Annotated in this window: 24 protein-coding genes, 2 tRNA genes and 2 rRNA genes; 23 read left to right on the top strand and 5 right to left on the bottom strand. The window is 48.1% G+C overall.

The window, feature by feature from the left end; genetic code table 11:
• Positions 1 to 129: 129 nt before the first annotated feature.
• The 8 genes from QMO62_RS29350 (at position 130) to QMO62_RS29315 (ending at position 5,333) form a co-directional block, all read left to right on the top strand.
• Positions 130 to 3,059 (top strand): 23S ribosomal RNA (locus QMO62_RS29350).
• A gap of 99 nt (positions 3,060 to 3,158) precedes the next feature.
• Positions 3,159 to 3,275: ribosomal RNA gene (rrf, locus tag QMO62_RS29345) — 5S ribosomal RNA — on the top strand.
• Between the two features lie 156 nt (positions 3,276 to 3,431).
• Positions 3,432 to 3,508, top strand: a tRNA-Pro gene (locus tag QMO62_RS29340).
• A 4-nt stretch (positions 3,509 to 3,512) separates the two neighbouring features.
• Positions 3,513 to 3,586: transfer RNA gene (locus QMO62_RS29335), tRNA-Gly, on the top strand.
• A gap of 187 nt (positions 3,587 to 3,773) precedes the next feature.
• Positions 3,774 to 4,178, top strand: coding sequence for an NUDIX hydrolase (locus QMO62_RS29330; RefSeq protein WP_284646030.1), 405 nt, complete (start codon positions 3,774 to 3,776; stop codon positions 4,176 to 4,178).
• A gap of 155 nt (positions 4,179 to 4,333) precedes the next feature.
• The gene (locus tag QMO62_RS29325) at positions 4,334 to 4,795 is read left to right on the top strand and encodes a MarR family winged helix-turn-helix transcriptional regulator (protein ID WP_284646029.1); all 462 of its coding nucleotides are present in this window, start codon (positions 4,334 to 4,336) and stop codon (positions 4,793 to 4,795) included.
• A gap of 1 nt (position 4,796) precedes the next feature.
• The gene (locus QMO62_RS29320) at positions 4,797 to 4,961 is read left to right on the top strand and encodes a hypothetical protein (protein ID WP_284646028.1); all 165 of its coding nucleotides are present in this window, start codon (positions 4,797 to 4,799) and stop codon (positions 4,959 to 4,961) included.
• A gap of 3 nt (positions 4,962 to 4,964) precedes the next feature.
• Positions 4,965 to 5,333 (top strand): VOC family protein, encoded by a 369-nt coding sequence (locus QMO62_RS29315; RefSeq protein ID WP_284646027.1) that lies wholly within the window; start codon positions 4,965 to 4,967, stop codon positions 5,331 to 5,333.
• A gap of 223 nt (positions 5,334 to 5,556) precedes the next feature.
• Here the strand turns inward: QMO62_RS29315 and QMO62_RS29310 are convergent, their stop codons facing one another.
• On the bottom strand, positions 5,557 to 6,411 hold the full coding sequence (locus QMO62_RS29310; protein WP_284646026.1) for an AraC family transcriptional regulator: 855 nt from the start codon (positions 6,409 to 6,411) through the stop codon (positions 5,557 to 5,559).
• A 144-nt stretch (positions 6,412 to 6,555) separates the two neighbouring features.
• On the opposite strand from QMO62_RS29310, the gene QMO62_RS29305 reads away from it, so the two are divergent.
• The 9 genes from QMO62_RS29305 (at position 6,556) to paiA (ending at position 14,431) form a co-directional block, all read left to right on the top strand.
• A complete protein-coding gene (locus QMO62_RS29305; protein ID WP_284646025.1) occupies positions 6,556 to 7,713 on the top strand; it encodes a Gfo/Idh/MocA family protein in 1,158 nt (385 codons plus the stop codon).
• Positions 7,714 to 7,731: 18 nt separating this feature from the next.
• Complete coding sequence (gene uxuA / locus QMO62_RS29300; protein ID WP_284646725.1) at positions 7,732 to 8,808, top strand: mannonate dehydratase; 1,077 nt, start codon at positions 7,732 to 7,734, stop codon at positions 8,806 to 8,808.
• A 9-nt stretch (positions 8,809 to 8,817) separates the two neighbouring features.
• A complete protein-coding gene (locus tag QMO62_RS29295) occupies positions 8,818 to 9,672 on the top strand; it encodes an SDR family oxidoreductase (RefSeq protein ID WP_284646024.1) in 855 nt (284 codons plus the stop codon).
• Positions 9,673 to 9,835: 163 nt separating this feature from the next.
• A complete protein-coding gene (locus tag QMO62_RS29290) occupies positions 9,836 to 10,648 on the top strand; it encodes a GDSL-type esterase/lipase family protein (RefSeq protein WP_284646023.1) in 813 nt (270 codons plus the stop codon).
• A 1-nt stretch (position 10,649) separates the two neighbouring features.
• The gene (locus QMO62_RS29285) at positions 10,650 to 11,561 is read left to right on the top strand and encodes an ABC transporter ATP-binding protein (RefSeq protein WP_284646022.1); all 912 of its coding nucleotides are present in this window, start codon (positions 10,650 to 10,652) and stop codon (positions 11,559 to 11,561) included.
• Positions 11,554 to 12,534 (top strand): ABC transporter permease, encoded by a 981-nt coding sequence (locus QMO62_RS29280; RefSeq protein WP_284646021.1) that lies wholly within the window; start codon positions 11,554 to 11,556, stop codon positions 12,532 to 12,534. Before QMO62_RS29285 ends, QMO62_RS29280 begins: the two co-directional genes overlap by 8 nt.
• Positions 12,535 to 12,779: 245 nt before the next feature.
• Positions 12,780 to 13,325 carry a GrpB family protein gene (locus tag QMO62_RS29275; RefSeq protein ID WP_284646020.1) on the top strand — a complete coding sequence of 182 codons (546 nt, stop codon included), beginning with the start codon at positions 12,780 to 12,782 and terminating at the stop codon, positions 13,323 to 13,325.
• 101 nt (positions 13,326 to 13,426) lie between these two features.
• Entirely contained in the window at positions 13,427 to 13,879 is a 453-nt protein-coding gene (locus QMO62_RS29270) for a MarR family winged helix-turn-helix transcriptional regulator (protein WP_284646019.1), read from the top strand.
• Positions 13,880 to 13,903: 24 nt separating this feature from the next.
• Positions 13,904 to 14,431 carry a spermidine/spermine N(1)-acetyltransferase gene (gene paiA / locus QMO62_RS29265; protein WP_284646018.1) on the top strand — a complete coding sequence of 176 codons (528 nt, stop codon included), beginning with the start codon at positions 13,904 to 13,906 and terminating at the stop codon, positions 14,429 to 14,431.
• Positions 14,432 to 14,497: 66 nt separating this feature from the next.
• On the opposite strand, the gene QMO62_RS29260 is transcribed toward paiA, so the two are convergent.
• Positions 14,498 to 15,580 (bottom strand): stalk domain-containing protein, encoded by a 1,083-nt coding sequence (locus QMO62_RS29260; RefSeq protein ID WP_284646017.1) that lies wholly within the window; start codon positions 15,578 to 15,580, stop codon positions 14,498 to 14,500.
• 189 nt (positions 15,581 to 15,769) lie between these two features.
• Between QMO62_RS29260 and QMO62_RS29255 the strand changes: the two genes are divergently transcribed.
• On the top strand, positions 15,770 to 16,681 hold the full coding sequence (locus QMO62_RS29255; RefSeq protein ID WP_284646016.1) for a hypothetical protein: 912 nt from the start codon (positions 15,770 to 15,772) through the stop codon (positions 16,679 to 16,681).
• 664 nt (positions 16,682 to 17,345) lie between these two features.
• Here QMO62_RS29255 and QMO62_RS29250 read toward each other — a convergent pair.
• A complete protein-coding gene (locus QMO62_RS29250) occupies positions 17,346 to 17,885 on the bottom strand; it encodes an NAD(P)H-dependent oxidoreductase (protein WP_284646015.1) in 540 nt (179 codons plus the stop codon).
• Positions 17,886 to 18,140: 255 nt separating this feature from the next.
• Here QMO62_RS29250 and QMO62_RS29245 point away from each other — a divergent pair, with 255 nt between their 5' ends.
• Entirely contained in the window at positions 18,141 to 18,512 is a 372-nt protein-coding gene (locus QMO62_RS29245; protein ID WP_284646014.1) for a winged helix-turn-helix transcriptional regulator, read from the top strand.
• A 46-nt stretch (positions 18,513 to 18,558) separates the two neighbouring features.
• Positions 18,559 to 18,954, top strand: a complete 396-nt coding sequence (locus tag QMO62_RS29240; RefSeq protein ID WP_284646013.1) for a winged helix-turn-helix transcriptional regulator — start codon at positions 18,559 to 18,561, stop codon at positions 18,952 to 18,954.
• A 33-nt stretch (positions 18,955 to 18,987) separates the two neighbouring features.
• Here the strand turns inward: QMO62_RS29240 and QMO62_RS29235 are convergent, their stop codons facing one another.
• Positions 18,988 to 20,064 (bottom strand): SDR family oxidoreductase, encoded by a 1,077-nt coding sequence (locus QMO62_RS29235; RefSeq protein ID WP_284646012.1) that lies wholly within the window; start codon positions 20,062 to 20,064, stop codon positions 18,988 to 18,990.
• Between the two features lie 299 nt (positions 20,065 to 20,363).
• On the opposite strand from QMO62_RS29235, the gene QMO62_RS29230 reads away from it, so the two are divergent.
• The gene (locus tag QMO62_RS29230) at positions 20,364 to 21,833 is read left to right on the top strand and encodes a serine hydrolase domain-containing protein (protein ID WP_284646011.1); all 1,470 of its coding nucleotides are present in this window, start codon (positions 20,364 to 20,366) and stop codon (positions 21,831 to 21,833) included.
• Positions 21,802 to 22,398: a hypothetical protein gene (locus QMO62_RS29225; protein WP_284646010.1), complete on the top strand. Its 597-nt coding sequence runs from the start codon at positions 21,802 to 21,804 to the stop codon at positions 22,396 to 22,398. The genes QMO62_RS29230 and QMO62_RS29225 overlap by 32 nt, the downstream gene beginning before the upstream one ends.
• A gap of 10 nt (positions 22,399 to 22,408) precedes the next feature.
• On the opposite strand, the gene QMO62_RS29220 is transcribed toward QMO62_RS29225, so the two are convergent.
• Positions 22,409 to 22,636, bottom strand: coding sequence for a hypothetical protein (locus QMO62_RS29220; protein ID WP_284646009.1), 228 nt, complete (start codon positions 22,634 to 22,636; stop codon positions 22,409 to 22,411).
• Positions 22,637 to 22,966: 330 nt separating this feature from the next.
• Between QMO62_RS29220 and cntA the strand changes: the two genes are divergently transcribed.
• Positions 22,967 to 24,556, top strand: coding sequence for a staphylopine-dependent metal ABC transporter substrate-binding lipoprotein (cntA, locus tag QMO62_RS29215; protein WP_443690017.1), 1,590 nt, complete (start codon positions 22,967 to 22,969; stop codon positions 24,554 to 24,556).
• Positions 24,557 to 24,597: the final 41 nt, after the last annotated feature.

Below are 24,597 nucleotides of genomic sequence, written 5' to 3'. Positions count from 1 at the left end.
TCTATACGATGTGATGATTGAGCGCATGCGAGATCATCAATCTTTTAGCTGCTAGTGAGAATGTCTTGAGTTCGGAGTGACTTTGTGCGTAGCGCAACGGAACGGAGAACCAAGATCATTCGAACGATTGGTTAAGCTAATAAGAGCACACGGAGGATGCCTAGGCACCAGGAGCCGAAGAAGGACGTGGCGAACGACGAAATGCCTCGGGGAGCCGTAAGCAGGCTTTGATCCGGGGATGTCCGAATGGGGGAACCCGCGTGAGGTAATACTCACATACCACACAGTGAATACATAGCTGTGTAGGAGGCAGACGAGGGGAACTGAAACATCTAAGTACCCTCAGGAAAAGAAAACAAAAGTGATTCCGTCAGTAGCGGCGAGCGAAAGCGGAACAGCCCAAACCAAGGGGCTTGCCCCTTGGGGTTGTAGGACGTCAATGTGAGTGCAGGTTGGTAGGCGAACAGGTCTGGAAAGGCCGGCCAAAGTGGGTAACAGCCCCGTAACCGAAAGCAACCGAGACTCTAGACGGATCCTGAGTACGGCGGGACACGTGAAACCCCGTCGGAATCCGGCAGGACCATCTGCCAAGGCTAAATACTCCCTGGTGACCGATAGTGAAGCAGTACCGTGAGGGAAAGGTGAAAAGAACCGCGGGAGCGGAGTGAAAAAGAACCTGAAACCGTGTGCTTACAAGAAGTCAGAGCTCGTTAAAGAGTGATGGCGTGCCTTTTGTAGAATGAACCGGCGAGTTACGTTTACGCGCAAGGTTAAGGTGAGAAGCCGGAGCCGCAGCGAAAGCGAGTCTGAATAGGGCGAATAAGTACGTAGACGTAGACCCGAAACCGTGTGATCTACCCCTGTCCAGGGTGAAGGTGCGGTAACACGCACTGGAGGCCCGAACCCACGAATGTTGAAAAATTCGGGGATGAGGTGGGGGTAGCGGAGAAATTCCAATCGAACTCGGAGATAGCTGGTTCTCCCCGAAATAGCTTTAGGGCTAGCCTCGGGTGATGAGTCGCGGAGGTAAAGCACTGATTTGGGGTGCGGGGCCCGCCAAGGGTTACCAAGTCCAGTCAAACTCTGAATGCCGCAGACTTTAACCCGGGAGTCAGACAGTGAGTGCTAAGATCCATTGTCAAGAGGGAAACAGCCCAGATCATCAGCTAAGGTCCCCAAGTGTGTGTTAAGTGGGAAAGGATGTGGAGTTGCAAAGACAACCAGGATGTTGGCTTAGAAGCAGCCACCATTGAAAGAGTGCGTAATAGCTCACTGGTCGAGTGACTCTGCGCCGAAAATGTAACGGGGCTAAACACACCACCGAAGCTATGAGTCCAGGTGCAAACAAGTTTGCACCGAGGGCAGTAGGGGAGCGTTGTAACAGCGGTGAAGGTTGATCGTGAGGACAGCTGGAGCGGTTACAAGTGAGAATGCCGGTATGAGTAACGAAAAGACAAGTGAGAATCTTGTCCGCCGTAAGCCTAAGGGTTCCTGAGGAAGGTTCGTCCGCTCAGGGTAAGTCGGGACCTAAGGCGAGGCCGAAAGGCGTAGTCGAAGGACAACAGGTTGAAATTCCTGTACCACCGTGAACCGTTATGAGCAATGGGGTGACGCAGAAGGATAGTGACGCGGACTGATGGATGTCCGTCCAAGCAGCGAGGCTGGTTAGTAGGCAAATCCGCTAACTGTTAAGGCTGGGCTGTGATGGGGAGCGAAATTACAGTAGCGAAGGTCATGAGTTCAAGCTGCCAAGAAAAGCCTCTAGCCAGGGAGAAGGTGCCCGTACCGCAAACCGACACAGGTAGGCGAGCAGAGCATGCTAAGGCGCTCGGAAGAACCTCTCGTTAAGGAACTCCAAAATGACCCCGTAACTTCGGGAGAAGGGGTGCCTCGGTAGGGTGAATAGCCCGAGGGGGCCGCAGTGAAAAGGCCCAAGCGACTGTTTAGCAAAAACACAGGTCTGTGCGAAGCCGCAAGGCGAAGTATACGGGCTGACGCCTGCCCGGTGCTGGAAGGTTAAGGGGAGCGGTTAGGAGTAATCCGAAGCTGTGAACCGAAGCCCCAGTAAACGGCGGCCGTAACTATAACGGTCCTAAGGTAGCGAAATTCCTTGTCAGGTAAATTCTGACCCGCACGAATGGCGTAACGACTTGGGCGCTGTCTCGACGAGAGATCCGGTGAAATTTTAATACCTGTGAAGATGCAGGTTACCCGCGACAAGACGGAAAGACCCCATGGAGCTTTACTGCAGCTTGATATTGGACTTTGGTACGATCTGTACAGGATAGGTGGGAGCCTAAGAAGCCGGAGCGCCAGCTTCGGTGGAGGCGCCGTTGGGATACCACCCTGATCGTATCGGAGTTCTAACCTGGCACCATTAACTGGTGTGGGGACAGTGTCAGGTAGGCAGTTTGACTGGGGCGGTCGCCTCCTAAAGAGTAACGGAGGCGCCCCAAGGTTCCCTCAGAATGGTTGGAAATCATTCGAAGAGTGCAAAGGCATAAGGGAGCTTGACTGCGAGACAAACAGGTCGAGCAGGGACGAAAGTCGGGCTTAGTGATCCGGTGGTACCGAATGGAAGGGCCATCGCTCAACGGATAAAAGCTACCCTGGGGATAACAGGCTTATCTCCCCCAAGAGTCCACATCGACGGGGAGGTTTGGCACCTCGATGTCGGCTCATCGCATCCTGGGGCTGAAGTAGGTCCCAAGGGTTGGGCTGTTCGCCCATTAAAGCGGTACGCGAGCTGGGTTCAGAACGTCGTGAGACAGTTCGGTCCCTATCTGTCGCGGGCGTAGGAAATTTGAGAGGAGCTGTCCTTAGTACGAGAGGACCGGGATGGACGTACCGCTGGTGTACCAGTTGTCTCGCCAGAGGCACGGCTGGATAGCCAAGTACGGAAGGGATAAGCGCTGAAAGCATCTAAGCGTGAAGCCCCCCTCAAGATGAGATTTCCCAATTAGTAAGACCCCTTGTAGACGACGAGGTAGATAGGTTCGGGGTGGAAGCGCGGCAACGTGTGGAGCTGACGAATACTAATCGGTCGAGGGCTTATCCAAAATGCTGCATCGGCAGCACAGCTAACGACATTTGCTGAAGTTTCGAATCCAGTTTTCAAGGCGCAAGCCTTGATGGATATTTTCTAACGAAAAATCCGGTTTGGTGATGATGGCGGAAGGGAACCACGCGTACCCATACCGAACACGACCGTTAAGCCTTCCAGCGTCGATGGTACTTGGACCGAAGGGTCCTGGGAGAGTAGAACGTCGCCAAGCAAAAAGCTCCTACGTTTGTGGGAGTTTTTTTCTTTACAGCGGGTGATTTGCTGCCATGCAATCAATATATCTTGTAGCATCATGAAGAAGTGTCCGAGCCGTCCGAAAGGGTTCGATCGGGGATTGTATAGGCATCACACGCAGGCATTTTATATTCGGGACGTAGCTCAGCTTGGTAGAGCACCTGGTTTGGGACCAGGGGGTCGCATGTTCAAATCGTGTCGTCCCGACCATCTTGCGGATGTAGTTCAATGGTAGAATTCCAGCCTTCCAAGCTGGTAGCGCAGGTTCGATGCCCATCATCCGCTCCAATACATATCGTACTAACATAGCCGCGGACCAGCGGCTTTTTTGAGTTATACTAGACTACCAACCTGTAATCAGCAGCCTCAAGTACGTTATAAGCTAATTATCAGCCACGTATCATTGGTCTAAGTCCCATGATTATGAAATAATCTTTTACATCAGAATATCGTGAAGAACGAAGGGGATGGTGACGTGGCTCCTAAACATATTGTGTCTGCGGCAACAATTGTACTTAATGAACGTAAAGAAATATTATTAATCAAAGGTCCCAGGCGGGGATGGGAAATGCCGGGCGGGCAGGTTGAGGAAGGGGAATCGTTGAAGGATGCGGCAGTAAGGGAAACAAAAGAAGAGAGCGGTGTAGATATTGAGGTAACTAAATTTTGCGGTGTATTTCAGAATGTTAGCGAGTGCATTTGTAACACTTTATTCTTAGGAAGAGCGATAGGCGGGGAGTTAACAACGACCCCTGAGTCGTTAGAAGTTGGATTTTTTCCAATTGCAGAAGCATTAGAGATGGTGACTTGGAGAAACTTCAGGCAGAGAATAGAGTTTTGTTTGAATGAAGAGCTTCATCCGTTTTATGTTGAATTTTGATAAATAATGATATCGTTAGTGAAACAGGTAAGGAGCAGATGCCAAGGCGACTGCTTCTTTTTTTTCGCTACAGTAAAAAATAGTTGCAATAACACCCTATATAGAATAATATGAAATTAGTTGCAATGACATCCTATTTCGATGAGGTGAATAAATTGAATGAGCATTGGAGGCAAAATGACGCTAGCGCAACGGAATCGCACGGCCAATACATCTCAGCTATATATCGTCATATGCAGGTATTGATCGCTGCTGAGCTGGCGCCATATCGAATCGGAAGCGGCCAGTACATTTTTCTGATGGCGATTGCATCTCAGCAGCCCATTACGCAGAAGGCGCTAAGCGAGAAGCTGCTTATCGACAAGACGACGACTGCCAAAGCGATAACCAGATTGGAAGCGGAAGGATACGTACGTAGGGAAGTCGATTCTGTCGATAACCGGTATCAGCTGCTCTATTTGACGGAATCGGGACGTGAGGTGGTGCCGAAGGTGCAGGAAGCGTTGGCCAGGGTCAAGAACAAAACCCGGAAAGGTATTTCAGATGAAGAATATGACATGCTGATAGGTCTGCTGAAAATCGTGCTTTACAATCTGATCGAGCAGGAGGAGAGGTAGGATGAGCTTCAACGGAGGGGCGGCTTTGACAAAAGAACTATTGACTGGGCAGGCGTTACGATGCACGCGCTGGCTGTCGGTTTATTTGAAAACCGGGCATGATGTTGTTTATGGCATTGAAATCGCACGTTTCAAGTATAATCAAATATCATTCAGGAGGCCATAGAAGATGATCGCGAATCCGTTTATCGTAGTGGAGAACTGTAAAGACGAGATCAAGTATTATCAAAGCGTGTTTGGCGGCGAGATTGCGATACTCCGCAGGCAAGGAGAGCAGGTGCTTAATGCGGATCTGCACGTTGAGGGGGCAACCCTGAAGTTTGCCGATACACAAGCCGCAAAGCCTGCACTCAAGGGCGATTACGTAAGAGTTTTCTTGAGAATCGAGACAGAGAGCGCGTTCAGAAGCATCTACGGACAATTTGCTGTCGGCGGTATCGTTAATACGGAAGTGTATGAAGCTCCATTTAACGGCCTGCTGGCCATTGTTACCGACCGTAATGGTGTATGCTGGGTGCTATCCTATTATCGAACGTAACAACGAAAACAGCAGCGGAGGTTTAAGATAGATGGTGTCTTTAGCGGCGCTGTTTTTTTCTAAACCTATGGAAGCAGATGACGCGCACGAACCCAATGCGGGTTTGTCTGCGAATGCAGCAATTGCACATATTTTATTCGCCTTATAGGTATAAGTGGTAATACCAAAGGCTGGCGAAAAGGGGTTGAAAAAAGGGTATGCGTCTGATACATGATCCCCCTACCTATTCCTGCCGTGCTCTTAAGCGAAACTGGTGCGGGCTGACGCTCATGGAAGCCTTGAATACCTTGCAAAAGTGAGAAGGATTGGGTAATCCGACCCGAGCCCCGATCTCCGGAATGGAGAGGGAGGTCTGCATCAAGAGCATGCAAGCGTGCCGGATCCGAGTCGCTTGGATATAAGCCATGATTGTGGTCCCCGTCGTCTCTTTGAACAAATGGGAGAGATAATAATGGGACATGTGGAGCTCCTTGGCCATAAGCTCTAGACGGATTGGCTCACGGTAGCGGGCTTCGACCCACTGCATGATCTGAGCGGCCCGGTCGTGGTGTCCGGATTGGATGCGGGACTCGGCATGCGGTCTGCTCCATATTTTGCTGAATTCTCTTAAGAAATTAAGCAGGAAGAGGATATATTCCTCGAAGGCTTCTCTTGGAGCTACATGCCGGCTAGCCTGGTGAAAGAGCTGTGCTACAGCGGTCAGCCGGTGGAGGGTTTCCGTTTTATAGATGGGAATGCTGCTCTTCTTGTCCTCCATCAGCTGATGAATAAATGTCCTCAGGGCAGGAAACAAGGCCAGGTAAGGCTTCAGCAGAGCAGGATCAAATTGCAGGTTGGTCCGGATAAAGGGTCGTCCCGGGCTCACATCGATCTGCACGCGATGCAGCTGGAACGGCCGAAAGACGAGCAGCGAATTCGGCTCGATCCCGTAGCTCTGGCCATCGACGAACAAGGTTCCATATCCCTCATGAACATAGGTAAATTCCATCTCAGGATGGGAATGAAACACTTCTCTGAACTCGATCTCAGAAGTACGTCTATAAACGAACGAGTACGGGCTGGATGCGCCTTCCGCCAAAGCCGGTCACCTTCCTATACGATCTGATGAATAGTTCCATTATAGCAAGATAAGAACATATTTGAACAACTTTTCTTCATAAATCAGACAGTCGTTCCCTTATAATTCAAAATGAGAAAACGAATAAAGGGGGAGGACAACTCCATGCTCAATGTGGCTATCATTGGAGCAGGCGCGATCAGCAGCGCCCACATCAATGCTTACCTGAAGTTCCCTAAGCGCTGCCGTATCGTAGCGGTTAGTGATGTATACCCGGATAAGGCGCGGTCCCGCATCGATCAGCACAAGCTGGATGGGGCGGTTGCAGTGGCGGACTATAAAGAGCTGCTTACTATGGACATCGATCTCGTATCGGTTTGTACGCCGCCGTATACCCATGCCCCGATCGCGATCGACTTTCTGAAGGCGGGCAAGAACGTGCTGGTCGAGAAGCCGATGGCTTCCTCTTTGCAAGAGTGCGACGCGATGAATGAAGCGGCAAGGGAAAGCGGGAGGCTGCTTTCCATTGTAGCCCAAAACCGGTTTACTCCCCCTATGATGAAGCTGAAATCCGTTCTGGAAAGCGGTCTCATGGGGCCGATTGTACACGCTCAGGTCGATTCCTTCTGGTGGCGCGGACACTGCTATTACGATCTTTGGTGGCGCGGGACTTGGGAGAAGGAGGGCGGAGGCTGTACATTGAATCATGCCGTCCATCATATCGACGCATTGCTCTGGATGATGGGGGCGCCCACGGAGCTTCAGGCCTTCATGAGCAACACCTCTCACGACAACGCGGAGGTAGAGGACCTTTCCATCGCCATGCTGAGGTTTTCATCCGGGGCTCTCGGACAAATTACCAGCTCCGTTGTCCATCACGGGGAGGAGCAGCAGCTTATTTTTCAAGGTAAAGAGGCAAGAGTATCCGCCCCTTGGAAGGTGAAAGCCAGCAGCTCGACGAGCAACGGATTTCCGAAGCCGAATGCCGAGCTGGAGGAGCAAATTCAGTACTTGTACGATCGTCTGCCGGAGCTTAAGCACGAAGGTCATGCAGGGCAAATCGATAATGTGCTAACGGCTTTGGAGACGGGCGCCCCGGTCTTAGTTGACGGTTACGCGGGCAAGAATACGCTTGAACTCATTACGGGGATATATAAATCCGCCAGCACTAACGAGAAGGTGGTGTTTCCTCTGCTGCCGGGCGATCCGTTCTACACGAGCGAGGGTGTACGCGAGCATGCCGTTTATTTTTATAAAAAGCAGGCGTTTGTTGAAAATTTCGATACCGACTCCATTACATTAGGAACGAATCTGAAGAGCTGACTCGGGGGAATGCAGTCAATGAAAATGGTGTTTCGTTGGTACGGAGAAGGAAATGACACGGTCAGTCTTCGGCAAATCAAACAAATTCCAGGCGTGGAGGGTATCGTATGGGCACTCCATGATGTTCCCGTCGGAGAAGAATGGCCGCTGGATAAGATTAGGCGGTATAAAGAGCTGGCTGATGAGTACGGCTTCCACCTGGAGGTCGTCGAAAGCGTTAATATCCACGAGGATATTAAGCTGGGCTTGCCGTCCAGAGATGTATACATCGAGAACTATAAGCGAACCATCGAGAAGCTGGCTACGGTAGGCGTTAAGGTCATCTGTTATAACTTCATGCCGGTGTTCGACTGGATTCGAACCGATCTTTACCGGGAGATGGAAGACGGGGCAACGGCGTTATTTTATGAAAAAGCGAAGGTCGACGCGATGGATCCGGATGAACTCGTCCGGCTCATTGCAGGCAATTCGAACTTTACGATGGCGGGCTGGGAGCCGGAGCGTCTGAGACAGCTTGCCCCTCTTTTTGAAGCCTATAAGTCGGTGACTACGGAAGATTTATGGAAGCATCTTGAGTACTTCCTGGAGCGGATTATTCCTGTTGCGGAAGCGAACGGGATTCGGATGGCCCTTCACCCGGATGATCCGCCTTGGCCGATCTTCGGACTGCCGAGAATTATGACGAATCGGGACAGCATCAGCAGGCTGCTACAGCTGGTGGACAGTCCGTCTAATGGGGTAACCTTATGCAGCGGTTCCCTCGGCGCCAATCCGGATAATGATATCGCGGCAATGGTCCGGGAGTTCGCGCACCGCATTCCTTTCGCCCACATCCGTAATGTTCGTCATTATGAGAACGGCGATTTTATCGAATCGTCTCATCGGGCCGGCGACGGAAGTCTGGATATCTGCGATATCGTGAAAGCCTACCATGAGAACGGCTTCCAGGGCTATGTCAGGCCGGATCACGGAAGACACATATGGGATGAGCAGTGCCGTCCGGGCTACGGGCTATACGATAGAGCGCTTGGCATTATGTATTTGTGGGGCGTTTGGGACTCGCTCGAGCGTGAAAAGAAAGGGAAGAAAGGGTGAATTGCAGCAATGCTGACGCTGCCGAATCACGAGAACCTGCGAGGAAGAGTGGCCGTCATTACCGGAGGTAGCGGCGTGCTTTGCTCCGCCATGGCTTTGGAGCTGGGAAGACAAGGCTTGAAGGTCGCTATTCTGAACCGCAACCAAGAGAAAGGCGAAGCCGTTGCGGTGAAGATTAGGAAAGCTGGAGGAACCGCTATCGCGTTGGCCTGCGACGTGCTGGATAAGGAAAGCGTGAAGGCGGCGGAGCTCGCCGTTCGGGAGTCCCTCGGCATCTGCGATATTCTTATCAATGGCGCAGGCGGGAACCATCCGAAAGGGACGACCACGAACGAAACGCTGCGGCCGGAGGACCTGGCCAATCCGGAGATAACAAGCTTCTATGACTTGGACCCGGACGGGTTCGGCTACGTATTTAACTTGAATTTTCTGGGCAGTTTGATTCCTACCCAAATCTTCAGCCGCGGCATGATCCAGCGTCCAGGGGCTGTTGTAATTAATCTCTCGTCCATGAGCGCTCCGTCTCCTATGACAAAGGTGCCGGCCTACAGTGCTGCTAAGGCTGCGATCGATAATTTCACCCAATGGCTGGCCGTGCACATGGCGGATGTCGGCATTCGTGTCAACGCCATCGCGCCGGGCTTCTTCCTGACGGAACAGAACCGCAAGCTGCTGACCCGTGAGGATGGCTCTTTGACGGAACGGTCGACCAAGATCATCAGTCATACGCCTATGCGAAGATTCGGCGTTCCGGAGGATTTGCTGGGGACGCTGCTGTGGCTGGCGGATGAACGCACCTCGGGTTTCGTGACCGGGATTACGGTGCCGGTGGACGGCGGATTTATGGCGTATGCCGGAGTATAACCTATAGCAAAAAACAGAAGCAACTACCCATGCGGCAGGTTTTGGGTGGTTGCTTCTTTGTTGTGATTACAAAGCGCATTTTCAGCAAATTTTCAGCTACATAAGGTACATTTAAAGATAGGTTCTGTGATCGATGAGATAGGAAGAGTAAGGGGGGAGCCTTGTGAGGGGAAAAGGCATCATGTGGTTTATAGGGGTATCCGGGGTATCCTGTGCCCTGTGGGTGGTTGCGCTAGGCTGGACGATGGCCAATCACATGGGACTGGTGCAGGGGGGGACTCCTACTCCGTCATCCCCGGCGATAGCGCCAATCGAACTGCAGCCTGTCACGGCGGCAGCGGACGACGGCAAGCTTCAGGTGGTTTCGCTCGGGGATTCGCTTGCCAGAGGTACAGGGGACGCAACAGGGAAGGGCTATGTCGGTGTAGCTGCCGAGCTTATGAAAGCGCGTGCCGGAAAACGGGAGGTAAGCGTTACGAATTTGGGGGTCAATGGCTTTACTTCAAGTCAGCTTTCAGAGCAGATCAAACGGGTCGATGCTCAAGCGACGATTCGACAAGCCGATGTGCTGCTGGTCAGCATCGGCGGCAATGACCTGTTCCGCGGCGGAGAAACGCTGGCTCAACTGGACCTGACGAAGGTGAAGGAGCTTGAGACGGAATACAATCAGCGGCTAAAGTTTTTATTAACGGAAATCAGAGAGCTCAACCCTTCGGCGAATGTGTATCTTATCGGGTTATACAATCCGTTTAACGGACAGAAGAACAGCGAAATCACCAATGGGATTGTGAGAGATTGGAATTATCAGCTGTCCGTAACGGCAGCAAATATCCCTAAAACCGTGATCGTTCCAACGTATGATCTGTTTCAATTGAGAGTGCAGGATTACTTGGCGGCGGACCTGTTCCATCCGAATACGGAAGGCTATAAGCGAATCGGTGAGCGGCTGGGCGCCATCGTTGTATGGGAGGGATAAGATGAGCGAGATTACGTTAGCGGTGCGCGGATTGCGTAAAGTGATCGGTCGGCGTGAGATCATCAGCGGATTGGACTTCGAGCTTCATCGCGGTGAGGTGTTCGGATTCCTCGGACCCAACGGTGCAGGGAAAACAACCACCATCCGCATGCTGGTCGGGCTCATGAAGCCGACGGCAGGAAGCATACACATTTGCGGCTATGATATTGAAAAGCAATTTCCGGACGCGATGAGTCAGCTTGGCTGCATTGTAGAGAATCCGGAGCTTTACTCCTATTTAAGCGGCTGGAATAACCTGCTCTATTTTGCCAGAATGCTGGAGAATGTAGATGAAGCCAGAATTCATGAGGTCGTGAAGTTGGTCGGCTTATCCGCGCGGATTCACGATAAGGTGAAAACGTACTCCCTAGGCATGCGGCAGCGGCTGGGTATTGCCCAGGCTTTGCTGGGCAGACCGAAGGTGCTGATACTCGATGAGCCGACGAACGGCCTGGACCCTTCCGGGATTCGCGAAATGCGGGAATTCATCCGTTACTTGGCGGAGAAGGAAGGTCTTAGCGTCCTGGTATCCAGTCATCTCCTCAGCGAAATCCAGCTCCTGTGCGACAGGGTTGCGATCATCTCCAAAGGGCGGATCGTCAAGACGGACTCCGTACAGAGTCTGCTTAGGAACCAAGAGCGACTTCGTTGGAAGCTGGTTCCTAGGGACAAGGGTCGGGAAGTGTTAGGGCGCTTGACTTCGCTGGTGGAAGCGTCTGGGGACTACGTGATGACCACGTATGCGGAGGAAGAAGTGGGCGGGTGGAATGCGCAGCTGGTGGAGGCGGGAGTAACCGTGATGGAGATGAGTCGAAGCATGCCCTCGCTCGAGGATTTGTTCCTGGAGCTGACAGGAGGGGAAAGCATTGACTAATTTGGTCTACAACGAGCTGGTGAAGCTGTTCGGCAAACGCCGGCTGCTTATCGTCGGAGTGATCTTGGGCGTTTTGATCTCGGTATTCACTTATGCCCAGTATCGGCAAGCGGAGGATCTGCGTAAGCGCGTAGGCCAGATCGATTGGCGGACTGCGCTTGAGCAGCGTATCGCGGGCTGGGAGAACCGGCTGAACAGCGCCCGCACCAGTGAAGAGCAGCGCAAGGAGCTGGAGGTTCGCATCGCTCAGCAGAGATATTACTTGGAGCACAATGTCAACCCGTCGGAGCCGGGAGCGCCGACCTTTGTTCGCGGCTTCGTGGAGAACAGCATTCAGCTTCTGCTGCCGCTGATGATGATGGTCATTGCATCGGATCTTGTCTCCTCTGAGCATAGCGGCGGGACGGTAAAGGTGCTGCTGACCCGTCCGCAGCGAAGATGGCGGATCTTGCTGAGCAAGTATGTAGCGCTGCTGCTCTCCGTCTCCTTTATCATCACGCTGTTTGCGTTATTGTCCACCGTCATTGCCGGTACTGTGTTCGGCTTCCAAGGCTGGTCTGCTCCGGTATTGACCGGTTTCGGTATCACAGAAGGAAAGCTGGATATCTCCGGAGTGCAGCTGATCCCGCAAGGGCAGTTCATCTTCATGGAATTTGGTTTGGCCTGGTTCGTTGCCATGGTGGTCGCCACCATTACGTTTATGCTGTCTGTGCTCATTCGCAGTACGGCTGCGGGAATGGGTATTATGCTCGCCTGCTTAATCGCAGGTATGATCCTGCAGCCTATGGTCGCCTCCTGGGAATCGGCGAAGTATCTGTTCATGGTCAATCTAGAACTCATTGATTACCTGGTGGACGCAGCGCCGCCGGTAGAAGGCATGACGCTCGGATTCTCTATGTCGGTACTTGCCGCATGGGGAGCCGCCGCGTTGCTGGTAGCCTTCGTCTCTTTCACGCGCAGAGATGTGCAGTAGGGGAAGGATAGTCTAGAAAAATTTTACATGGAGAAAATTATTTGTTAAGTTGTAGATAAACCAATAACACCAATGAAAAAGGAGTGCATTTGGAACACCGAATTGCACCCCTTCCGGGTTGGACATATTCTGCATGTATAGAGGGTAATCAGTTGAAAAGGGAGCCAATGTTGCAAACATTGTTAGCTTCCTTTTCTTATCATCGGGGAGCACATGATTCTTCAAAAAAATTGAAGGAGGCATTTATGGATAATCAATGGAGAGTATCGCCATACGATCCGACATGGAAAATATTATTCGAGGATATAGCTATTAAATTAAGAAACTCCTTGGGTGATATAGCGGTTCGTATAGATCATGTTGGTTCAACATCGGTTATTGGTTTGGATGCAAAGCCCATTATTGATATTCAAGTATCTGTTTCGTGTTACGATGATGTATCAAGCTATAAGACACTTATTGAAAAAATAGGCTTTGTATTACGGGAAGAAAATCCGGATAAAAGTAAAAAGTACTTTCGGGAAATACCGGGAACCCGAAGAACTCATATTCATGTGCGGCAAGCCGGTAGCTTTTCAGAGCAAGTAACGTTACTTTTCCGAGATTATTTACGGGTACATCCTGCCGATTGCTTTCGATACGCCCAGGAAAAGCATCGACTCATGGGATTATATAAGAATGAGCGGCACAAATATGTTGAAGGAAAAGGACCGATTGTATGGGATATTCTGCAGAAGGCTCATAGTTGGTCTCAAGAAGTGGGTTGGAGGCCAGGGATAACCGACATGTAGCCGTTACATTTTTTTGTTGCAAATGCAATAAAATGAGGGTAAATTAAATGCATGCTTTTTTGTTGCATTTGCAATAAAGTAATACACCGAGGAGTGAAGCTATGAAGGAAATTCTTCGTGAAATTGGAATGATAGCAAGGGCATTGGATTCTATAAGCAATGTAGAGTTTAAAGATTATAACCTTACCAAAGGGCAGTATTTGTACCTTGTGCGAATATGTGAAAACCCGGGTATGATTCAAGAAAAGGTAGCTGAGATGATCAAAGTAGACCGAACGACGGCAGCTCGTGCTATTCAAAAACTCGAAATTAACGGCTTTATTGAGAAGAAGGAAGATCCACACAACAAAAAGATTAAAAAACTGTTTCCAACAGAGAAAGGGAACAATGTTTATCCTTTTATCAAAAGAGAACATGAGTATTCCAATTTCGTTGCACTAGAGGGATTTTCCGAAAAAGAAATAGACTCTATGTTCAATCTTCTTCAAAGAATAAGAAAAAATATAGAAAAAGACTGGGAATTTGTAAAAAGGGGAAACAAGCGAAACTATTGATTGCATAAAGGAGCGATAATTTACATGACTATAAGCATAGGAAAGTGTACCCTCGAAGATTTACAAATCCTCCGAGAAATAAGTATTGAAACATTCAACGATACATTTAAGCACCAGAATTCGCCTGAAAATATGAAAGCTTATTTGGAAAAAGCGTTTAACTCTAAGCAGCTGGAAAAGGAATTGACCGATAGCTCTTCGGAATTCTTTTTCATCTGTTACAAGGAAGAACTCGCTGGATATGTAAAGATAAATAGGAATGAGGCCCAATCCGAACAAATGGGTGATGACTCGCTTGAAATTGAGAGGATTTATATACGACACAATTATCAAAGAAAAGGGCTTGGGAAGTACTTACTAAAGAAAGTGCAGGAGATAGCCACAAAGGAAAACAAAAAGATGATCTGGTTAGGAGTTTGGGAAAAGAACGAGAAGGCAATTGACTTTTATGAAAAGGAGGGTTTTGTACGAACGGGAGCTCATTCTTTTTATATGGGTGATGAAGAACAAATTGATTTGATCATGACCAAAACATTGATGGTTGAGCTATAACCGGGAACCATAAAAAGCCCATGAAATCCAACGGAGGGTTGAATTTCATGGACGCTTGGAAATCGGTTATCTTCTAGCGTTGAAGCCGATAAAAGCTTTGGTGTTGAAATCGAACACGACGGTCAAAGGTCCAAGCAGCTCGTCTTGGTCCGTGTTGTAAGTAACCGTAACAAAGTTACCGTTCGCAGCTTGAACATCTGCGAGCAATTTCCTCTGCTCGTCTGTGGCAGCTACAACACCAACCTCTTTAGAGGAGACAATCTGAACGGCTGCCTCGTCTTGCTTCGTCGTAATATGGGAGGCTTGCTCATTGACTTGAGCCCATGCCAAGTTGCGGTATTCCTGCGCTGTCTCCGGCGACATTTTCAGCGCTCCTGTAACAGGCGCTTGAGCTTGAACGACTAAGAGGAAAACAGGGCTTTGAGGAGGAAGGCTTCTCGTCTCGAATGGACCGTAATAGGCTTTTACTTTCATGCCGGCTTTCAAATCCTCCCAATTCACAGACTCGCCCTGGGATGTCATGACGCGTGTTTCCTTACCTGCGTTCAGTATCAAAGCGTCGCCTAATTGAACTCGCCAGCCGTCATCCGTACGTTTAACTTCTTTGATGGTATCTTCTTTGACAGCACGATCTGCGTGAACATGAATTCTTACAGCCTGCGCTTGGCCAGGGAAGCTCATCGCCATGGCGGGTCCGAACTCGGCATCGATTTGTGTGCCGGCTTTTAAATCGGCAGGGGTTAGCGTTTTGCCGTCCAGGCTTTTCATATCTGTCGATTGGTCTACAGTCAAAATAACCCATGTGCTGCCTAGTAATTCGATGCGATATTTCCCGTCCTCGTTAGCCTGCACGTTTACGATCACACCGGATGCACGCATCAGGTCAACCGCTTCGTCGAGCTCGATTTCTTTGTTCGCTTCATCGTAATTTACAGTATATCCAAGCTTAGCCGCAGCATCGCGCACCGGGATATACGCTTTTCCATCGATATAGACAGGCGTAAGCGTGCTGTCTTGCCCGTTAACAAGCACTTTTACGTCTTTTTGTAAGTAGCCTGTAACCTTTTCTACCAAATCTTCCGCTCCGACTGCGGCTGTCGTGCCGAGTATCCCGGTCAAAGCTAATAATACAGATAGTTTCTTTTTCATAACATAAGCTCCTTCCGATTCCAAGTTTTAGCTTCAATCAAGTGACAATCCACCAGACGGAAGTCAGTTCGAATAGGTTGCAGTTGTCCAAAATTATGTTTGGATTTAGTAGATCTGAAATTTAGGCCAATCCAATGAAAACAAATCGGGTGTTTCTTTCGTCAGGAAGTAAAAGGAGTGAAGAACACCATGAGAAGTATTTTGTGGCAGGTTGTCCTATTATCGATCAGTGTTGCTCTGTCCGGGTGTGCGATAGAAGAAGCTCAGCCACCGGTGAAGGTTGTTGAAATGCCGCAATCCGAAAAGACGGATGAGGAAACGATAATTGGTTTGGTGGAAAGTTTCGGTAGTAAGCTTCAGATGGTATCCCTTTCGGCTCCCAATGAACTCATTAGTAAGAATATACAAGAGAACTACGGAAATCTGGTATCCCAAGAGCTTCTGACCAAATGGCAGAGTGATCCCGTGCATGCCCCCGGCAGACAAGTATCCAGTCCATGGCCAGACCGTATTGAAGTGCAAAGCGATGAAAAGGTTTCAAATGATATGTATCGAGTGAAAGGTCAAATCATCGAAATCACTAGCAGCAACGGGATTGCCGCTAAGCGGACTATACTTGCCGAGGTGAAAAAGATAAACAATCGCTGGCTCATTACGAATGTCGAGCTTGGCACTAATGAGGAAGACAAATCCGTTCAGTATGTGAATACTGAATATGGATTTCATTTCCCATTGCCGGATAGCTGGAAAGGGTTCGCGATTGTGACGGACGAATGGAAAGGTTTAGTGCCAGGGGGATCGGGAGGAGAAAAGGTTGTTGAAAAGGGACCTTTCATCAGCATCAGACATCCTCTATGGAAGAAGGAAAGCCCTAGGCAGGACATTCCTATTATGATATTTACGCACGCCCAATGGAACTCGCTGCAGCAAGGAAAATTTCACATAGGAGCGGCTCCAATAGGGCCGAGCGAGCTGGGCCGCAATTCACAATATGTTTTTGCACTCCCGGCGCGTTACAATTTTGCCTTCCCGACGGGATATGAAGAAGTGGAAAGCATTTTAAATAAGAAGCCTCTTCAACCGATGGAAACGTCCAAGTAAACGGGTTCAATACGAGCGGTACCAGCGGCCTGCTAAGGACTTTTCTGCCAATGAGTCCTTAGTCGGCTGCTTAGCATGGTTTGAGAGAATGGAGTGCACATGAAATGGATATGAACATTTTCATTGTCGAGGACGATTCCTCCATAGTTGATTCTCTAAAAGGATTTTTTTGTTTTTGATCCTGCTTGGATTCACAGATTTACTCATTTTTCTTGATAGAGGGGGATTTCTATAAGAACTAGTTCTCTTGTCTATTTGACTTGATGCCATCGCCAAAGAAATGAATGACGATTGGCTTGAAACCTTACCTAAGCCTGAACACTTGCGGGACGAGCTGGTAAGCGAAGTTTTGTACGCAGCCGATCTAATCCCTGGTGAGGTCGATTGATATTTTAAATTTCATCCAAAACCTGGGTATGTTCGTCATTTTTATTTGGGTTTTTGGTGGTTATGCCAAGATCTCGTTTTACTTGTGTATAACTAGTTCAGAATTGTCACATTGCATCAATGTGAAAGATTGGCGCAAGATGATACGGGTAGGAGCACCGTTGATTTTCATGATGTCCTGTTTTATTCCAAACGAGTCGACCATCGAATTTTTGCATGAACTCTGGAGAATCCTTGTTATTCCCGTTTGCGGCGTGGGAATCCCATCCGGTTTGAATCAATGGATGAGGGATTCCCTGGGAACCTTTATTAATTCTGCGTACTTTTCTGCTACATGCGCCAATTCAGCGTCCGTAGCTTGCGTTACGCTGTAGGCAACGAATGCCGGAAGGAAGGTACCGTTGCATTTTGTCAGTGTTCTTTCGATTGGACGCAGGAGCTCGCTAATTGTATACATGTTTTCACCGCCCGACCTGTAGCATAGTTCCGTGCCTCCGGTCGTAGTGGCGATCATGAACTCTTTGCCGAGCAGATTCTCTCCCCCAGGACCAAAAGCCCAGCCAAATATCAGTACATCGTCAAACCACTTCTTAAGCAGAGGCGGACAGCTGTACCAATAGAATGGGAACTGGAATACAATCCGATCGTATTGAAGCAGCATCCGCTGCTCTTTATCAACGTTGATCTGCCATGTGGGGTATTCCAGATATAGTTCACGAATATGAATATCCGCGTGTTTATTAAGCTCCTGGATCAAGGCCTTATTGGCTCGGGACTGATGTAATGCGGGGTGTGCGGCGATAACCAAAACGTTCATAACGATCATCCTTTATTCGCTTTTTAGCAGCATCGCGATCTGCACTCCCTATTATTGGGGAGAAAGAGCATCTTGCAAAGTACGCTCTTTTTTCGTACTAGGTTCTGCCGAACATACAGTGGATTCCGTGGGAATATATGCCATATAGTACGTAAAACCGTACCATGTACGGGAAATGATCGTACTGTTCGAATTCCGGATACTCTGGTAAAGTGGCATTAGAAGAGTCATAATCAGTAAGGTGGAGGCGGGAGCATGCAAGACGGAATACGCGAACCGAATCATCGCACACAAGGAATTATAGCGACGCTGCACGCGATCGGAGGAAAGTGGAAGCCGCTGATCCTGTTTATTTTGCTGCACGATGGGACTAAGAGATTCGGGGAATTGCGCCGGCTGCTCCCGAACATTACCCAAGGAATGCTTACGAGCCAGCTGCGCGAGATGGAAAAGGACGGACTTATCGAGCGCCGGATTTATCAGGAAATCCCGCCGAAGGTCGAATACTCGTTATCCGATCACGGAAAGACGCTAAGCTCGGTGCTGACCGATATGTGCGGATGGGGCTTCAAGCATATCGAATTTACGAAACAGTCGAAGGCCGAATTGAAAAAAGATCAACACTAGAAATACATGATCATTTTTCAACGACAAAGAGGCGAAACTATTCACAATGCTCAAACCGGAGAAAACATTTAATACGGCAGTGGAAGTGACACTCGAGATAATCGGCGGAAAGTGGAAGCCGGTTATTTTATTTCATCTAACGTTTGGCAAAAAACGAAATGGGGAATTTCTTAGGTTATTGCCTGCCATAACACAAAAAGTGTTGACGCAGCAGCTGCGGGAGTTGGAAGACGATGGTATTATAAAACGTACCGTTTATAATGAAATCCCACCGAAAGTGGAATATGAGCTGACGGAATTTGGATGGAGTCTTAAAGATATTCTCCATCTAATGTGCAGGTGGGGAGACTTGTATGTTGAACGGGCGTACGGTGGCAGGGCTAAGGTACTCTTCGGGATAAAGAAATTGATGAAAAATGATCCGGAAAAAGCCGGCCCCTAGAATGCAGAACCGGCCTTGTAAACCGCTAGATAGTCAAGGAATCACTCTACGGCGACGGAGGTCGTCGAAAATGCTCATGAACATCGCTTCTGTATCAATAAATTCGTGGAAACCTAACCGGCGGGCCTTTGTTCCGTCAGCAAAAAAATCGTAGTCCCAAGAAAACACAAAGTCCCCGAAGCGCCAAGATGAAACGTCCTTGTAGCTGTTGTTCTCCAAGCCGTGCTTCATGACCATTGTGTTCCACAACAGCTCTTTGTCCGCCATCACCACCTCTAACGGCATAGGCAGCGGAGGCGCGATCTCCAGTTCAAAATAATCGGCAATTTTCGGCCAGAGCTCACTCCAACGGAAGAGATCGCCATTATTGATGTTGAACGCTTGATTTGCGCAGCGGCTGTCGGTCGCCGCCCAAACAGTTGCCTTTGCCAGCAGTTCCGCGTCGGTCATCTCCAGCAAGCTATGGTAAGCTCCCGGTTTACCTGGAAAGCGAAGCGGCAACCCGAGTTCTTTTGATATCGAAGCATAGATCGCGATTACCATAGCCAAGTTCATCGGATTGCCCATAGCGAACCCGCAAACGACAGATGGACGAATCGCCGACCACGTCCATTTCTGTCCTTGTTGCCGCTGTTCAAGGAATTGTTGTTGGTCGATGTTAAATTCCGGCGGCATGTGGCCGGCATCCGTTTCTTTAGCTGGTGTTTTGAATGGGCCGAGGTGAGCTCCGTACACTTTGTAACCTTGCATGAGACTGATGTGCTGAAGCGAAGGAGAACCCGGCTCAATCGCATTGATGACGTTAACAAGCATGGTAAGATTTGGTGGAACCAACTCAGCCCATGTAGGTCGATCTTGATAAGCGGCATAGAAGATATGGGTGACTCCTGTGAGGTTGCCGAGTTTCTTATGAGTATCTGTTTCATCGAGAAGATCGACGGAAATATACTTAACCTTATCGGATCGTTCACCTCCGCGTCTCGATATTCCGATGATGTCCCAATCAGGAAGCTTCATCAAATATTCAATAAGATTGCGTCCGATGACACCGTTGGCCCCAACTACAAGAGCAGTTTTGCGAACAGAAGGTTCACTAAGTTGAATATGCATATGCATTCCTTCCTTTCATTATTGTTTTCTATGTCATTGTGTACCATCGGACAGCAAGTGAATAGTACGCACTTTGAAGTAACATAGTCACTTGAAAGAAATAATTAGCATCGAAGGGGTGACAGCCTCAGCTGCTCGGTGTCTGCCTTTTCGTGTAGATACGAAGTGGGAGGCTACAACGAGTGATACGATAGCACTGGTCAAAAAACAAGAACTTAATAAATAGCAAGAAAAAACCTCCTATTTTCTTAAGATTTGCCTGTTACAGTAGCTGTAACTAGTACGGAGGGAGTGCTACCATGACAACCGTTTATAAAAAACTAATTTTATGCTTGAGCAGTGCACTACTGATGTTGTCAATCCTGGCTAAACCTGTTGCTGCAATGGAGCTTCGAAACAAAGCCGAAATACTTCAAGATATTGATGATTACGTCAAAAAAAGCATGGAAGTCAACAATATTAAGGCTGCGGCTCTCGCGATAGCTAATAACGAAGAGGTACTCTATGCGACAGGTTACGGTACATTTTCAGATGGCCGCGAAATCACCGGCAATACCCCATTTCCCATCGCTTCTTTAAGCAAATCTTTCACGGCACTAGCGGTCCTGCAGTTGGCGGAAAAAGGACGAATCGACCTTGACGCGCCTTACGCAGCCTACTTTCCAGACCTCTCTCCTAAGGATGATCGCGTTAGTACCATTACGATACGGAATTTGTTGAATCAGACTACCGGTCTTAATGATAAAGTGAATCCTGACATGACACGTTCCCCCCAATATCAATCTCTGCGGGAGATTAATCAATCGTTAAGCATAGTCGAGCTCGTTAATAATCCCGCAAACTCCTATAACTATCACAACCCGAATTATCAATATTTGGCTCTTCTTGTGGAGAAAGTAAGCGGACAAAGCTTCCACACCTATATGCAAAAGAATATCTTCGAGCCTCTGGGTATGAGCCATACCTTCAGCGTTAGTAGTACGCAGCAAATTAATGATAATCCTGACATTCCGCGGGGGCATTATTTATTGCTAGGCCATCCTGTAAGGCAAGCTGAACCTCCTTGGTTTATTGACGGTCCAGCAGGTATTGTTTCAACTGCAGAAGATATGGCAAGATGGATGCTTGCTCAATATAATGGACGTCTTCTTGTACCTGAACTGATGGAGGAGTACCATAAGGCCGGACCGAGTGGCCCGTATGGAATGGGTTGGATGGCGGGGAAGGAGGAACAGGCGGGGCGGACCATTTCTCATAACGGAATATTCTGGACGTATAAAGCAGAGGAAACGATATATTTGAACCAACAACTTGGCATCGCGATGATGTTTAACTTGGGATTAAATACTTTTGTCGATTATGGAGCTTTTGTCGACGGGATTGCAAAGATCATTGGGGGTCAAACGCCCGAAGCTCCTAGGTTAAATAGCAGTACTATGGAGAGAGTTATCATTTTTCTCGTCATGTCGACAGTTGCTTGGGGTTTATATTCATATTATCGTATCAATGGGAGCAATAAGGGCATTTCGACCGGGAAATGGATTCTATCATCGATCGGGTGGCTGCTCCCAATCTTGATCCTCTTGCTTCTTTCACCATTAACTACATTTGTGGCAGCTGGGCGAGTATTGCCTTGGTTCGGGTTATGGACCACCATGTCATCTTTGATCATATGGATAGTTGTAATAACGCTTGTAAATTTCACAAATTGGGTATTTCTTACCAGGAAATATTACCATGCGAAGAAAAAGAGTGGTTTTAATTCATAATTTAAAACTTTTTCCAATTAAAAACCGTCTGATATGTGTGGGGGGGGAGATGAGCAGGTTGAGAAATACACTAATTGTTGCTGTATTCATTTTTATTGTGGCTATGGTGTCAGGTTGTAACGGAAGAGGGATAGAGTTACAAGACGGGGATACAAACGTTACCAATGAGATGGATGAGCTGATTTCCAGTTACATTATTAGCAAATACACCTCCTCTAATCGTTCTACAGAAAAGCAATTTGAGGTCCATAAAGTATATGGCACGAGCAAGTCCAACGGAATACTCAGTGTCTATATGTGGTCTTATTTCGGTGGCTTTAATAAATCAACCGGTGTAGAAAACCAATCGGGGCATTCTTTACCCGCGGTAATGCAATTGAAGAGAGATGGAGAACGTTACTCGGTTATCAAGTATGTAGAACCTCAAGACGGGAGCTTGTATTCATCTTCTTTAAAGAAGATGTTCCCCAAAAAATACCTGAAATTCGTTCAACAAGATGCCGGAAATATAAAGCATTTACAAAGCGAGATGGATAGTAAAGTGAAAAAATGGTTAATGGAATAAAAGCCTCGTGTCAAAGAAATTTGTCAGGCAGTGACTTAAGGATCTCCTCATATTGGAGCGCAATAGCTATTTCCAAAATGTGAACAGGGTTCTGATAGGCGTAAGCCAGCAAGAGCTCCTTATTGAAATCATCGTCAGTCATTTTCAGGCTTCGTTTGATCAATTCCATCATTGCTCGTTGGTTTCGAACATTTAGTTCTTCAATCTTGGTTACAGCTAGTTCAACGTCATTTTGCATGATTCTCTCCCTGTCCAAAGCTTGGTAAAATACTATTCGAAAGAGAAGCGTCATTTTTGTCGATACACAACATATCCGGGAAGATACAATGTCACCATGACAAGGCTGCCGATAAGGATCGGTGGCCTTGTTGCGCTAAACGGCGAACACTAGCTGCGGATGAAAGCTGAAAAGGAAGGTATTGACGGGAATCTAAAATTTGTATAGAATCAAATCGTAATAATTACAAATAAGAAAACTTGCTTTTGCCTTGTACAGCGCTTGTTCAGACTTTATGGGTTCAATGATTACTACTTTTTAGGGGGATATTTCGTGGTGAAAAGTGTGGTTATGTTTGTATCTGCTTTGTTGGCGTTCATGTTACTGATAGCGGGCTGCAGTGACGGACGCAAGGTCAACACCGGGACAACAGATACAAGAAGAGAGATCGTGTATGCAACAGCTAAAGATATCAATGATATGAATCCCCATTTGTATCCGGGTTCAATGCCAGCCCAAGGGATGGTTTATGAGTCTTTGGTCGAAAACACCGAGGATGGCATCAAGCCTTTATTGGCGGAATCCTGGAAAGTATCGGACGATGGTAAAACATACACCTTTCATTTAAGAAAAGACGTGAAATTTCACGATGGGGAGCCGTTTAACGCGGAAGCGGTAAAGAAAAATATAGAAGCTGTGCAAAGCAATGCAAGCAAGCATGCCTGGATCAAGCTATCAACAAAAATCAGCGGCTGCAATGTATTGGATGAACATACTGTCCAATTGGTATTGTCGGAACCTTACTATCCGGCGCTGCTCGAATTGTCGATGACCCGCCCCTTTGTTTTCATTTCACCAAAGAGTTTTATTAACGGAGAAACAAAGAACGGGGTAAGCGGCTACAATGGAACAGGTCCTTATAAGCTTGCGGAGCATAAAATCGATCAGTATGCCGTCTTCGAAGCTAACGAAAGCTATTGGGGCGGTGTGCCTCAAGTAAAGAAAATTACCGCTAAAGTCCTTCCTGCCGGGGAAACGACCTTCTTGGCTTTGAAAAAGGGAGAAGTGAATTTTGTATTTACGGATGATCGGGGTACGGACAGTCTTGATGTGGAAGCGATGAAAAAGCTAACGGATTCGGGTGAATACCAGCTTATTAGAAGTAAAGCGATGAATACCAAAATGATCGTTGCCAATAGCAGTAAATCGAATCAACCGGTACATGAGACTGCCGTGCGTGAAGCGATATGGCATGCGATCGACCGGGATGCGATTAGCAAGCAAATCTTCAACGGCACGGAATCAGCAGCGCACACCTTATTCTCAACAAATGTAAATTACGCCGACATTGGACTGAAAAACCGCGTCTATGATCCGGAAGCATCTCAAAAAATTCTGGATGGGGCCGGATGGAAGCTGGAAGCAGGCCAAACGGTTCGAACGAAAAACGGAAGCAAATTATCTATGAAGCTATATTATGACGCCAGTTCTTCCTCCCAAAAGACACAGGCAGAGTTTATCCAAAACTCGTTGAAAAAAATAGGGATGGGTTTGGAGATCATCGGAGAGGAATCAAGCTCCATCGCGAATCGAAGATCCTCGGGGGATTATGATTTGTTATTTAATCAAACCTGGGGACTGGCTTATGACCCTCAAAGCACCATTGCTGCATTTACCACAAAGTCATCGTACTTCCATACAACCAGCGGCATGGTGAAGGCGGATGAGCTGTACAAGAAGATTGACCAGGTCATGGTGTCCATGGATGAGAACAGTCGAAAAGCACTATACGCTGATATCTTAAGAATGGTCCATGATGAAGCAGTCTTTATCCCCATTACCAATGGAAGCGTCACGATCGTTGCCCCCAAACAACTAAAGGGGATTTCCTTTAAGCAAACCCAATTTGAGCTTCCTTTTGAGCGAATGTACTTTGAATAAACAGACAAATAAAAAGGGGCATCCCCCTTTTATTTGTTTAG

Origin of the sequence: Paenibacillus silviterrae (assembly GCF_030167925.1) — a bacterium.
Lineage (GTDB): Bacteria > Bacillota > Bacilli > Paenibacillales > NBRC-103111 > Paenibacillus_G > Paenibacillus_G silviterrae.
Note: the sequence above shows the minus strand (reverse complement) of the source record. Positions and strands in the feature narration are given on the sequence as shown.

Coding starts and splice junctions, on each gene's coding strand:
- QMO62_RS29320 (WP_284646028.1), top strand. CDS start 4,797: ATGAGCTTCAACGGAGGGGCGGCTTTGACAAAAGAACTATTGACTGGG.
- QMO62_RS29315 (WP_284646027.1), top strand. CDS start 4,965: ATGATCGCGAATCCGTTTATCGTAGTGGAGAACTGTAAAGACGAGATC.
- QMO62_RS29305 (WP_284646025.1), top strand. CDS start 6,556: ATGCTCAATGTGGCTATCATTGGAGCAGGCGCGATCAGCAGCGCCCAC.
- uxuA (WP_284646725.1), top strand. CDS start 7,732: ATGAAAATGGTGTTTCGTTGGTACGGAGAAGGAAATGACACGGTCAGT.
- QMO62_RS29295 (WP_284646024.1), top strand. CDS start 8,818: ATGCTGACGCTGCCGAATCACGAGAACCTGCGAGGAAGAGTGGCCGTC.
- QMO62_RS29285 (WP_284646022.1), top strand. CDS start 10,650: ATGAGCGAGATTACGTTAGCGGTGCGCGGATTGCGTAAAGTGATCGGT.
- QMO62_RS29275 (WP_284646020.1), top strand. CDS start 12,780: ATGGATAATCAATGGAGAGTATCGCCATACGATCCGACATGGAAAATA.
- QMO62_RS29270 (WP_284646019.1), top strand. CDS start 13,427: ATGAAGGAAATTCTTCGTGAAATTGGAATGATAGCAAGGGCATTGGAT.
- paiA (WP_284646018.1), top strand. CDS start 13,904: ATGACTATAAGCATAGGAAAGTGTACCCTCGAAGATTTACAAATCCTC.
- QMO62_RS29260 (WP_284646017.1), bottom strand. CDS start 15,580: ATGAAAAAGAAACTATCTGTATTATTAGCTTTGACCGGGATACTCGGC.
- QMO62_RS29255 (WP_284646016.1), top strand. CDS start 15,770: ATGAGAAGTATTTTGTGGCAGGTTGTCCTATTATCGATCAGTGTTGCT.
- QMO62_RS29250 (WP_284646015.1), bottom strand. CDS start 17,885: ATGAACGTTTTGGTTATCGCCGCACACCCCGCATTACATCAGTCCCGA.
- QMO62_RS29245 (WP_284646014.1), top strand. CDS start 18,141: ATGCAAGACGGAATACGCGAACCGAATCATCGCACACAAGGAATTATA.
- QMO62_RS29240 (WP_284646013.1), top strand. CDS start 18,559: ATGCTCAAACCGGAGAAAACATTTAATACGGCAGTGGAAGTGACACTC.
- QMO62_RS29235 (WP_284646012.1), bottom strand. CDS start 20,064: ATGCATATTCAACTTAGTGAACCTTCTGTTCGCAAAACTGCTCTTGTA.
- QMO62_RS29230 (WP_284646011.1), top strand. CDS start 20,364: ATGACAACCGTTTATAAAAAACTAATTTTATGCTTGAGCAGTGCACTA.
- QMO62_RS29225 (WP_284646010.1), top strand. CDS start 21,802: ATGCGAAGAAAAAGAGTGGTTTTAATTCATAATTTAAAACTTTTTCCA.
- QMO62_RS29220 (WP_284646009.1), bottom strand. CDS start 22,636: ATGCAAAATGACGTTGAACTAGCTGTAACCAAGATTGAAGAACTAAAT.
- cntA (WP_443690017.1), top strand. CDS start 22,967: ATGTTTGTATCTGCTTTGTTGGCGTTCATGTTACTGATAGCGGGCTGC.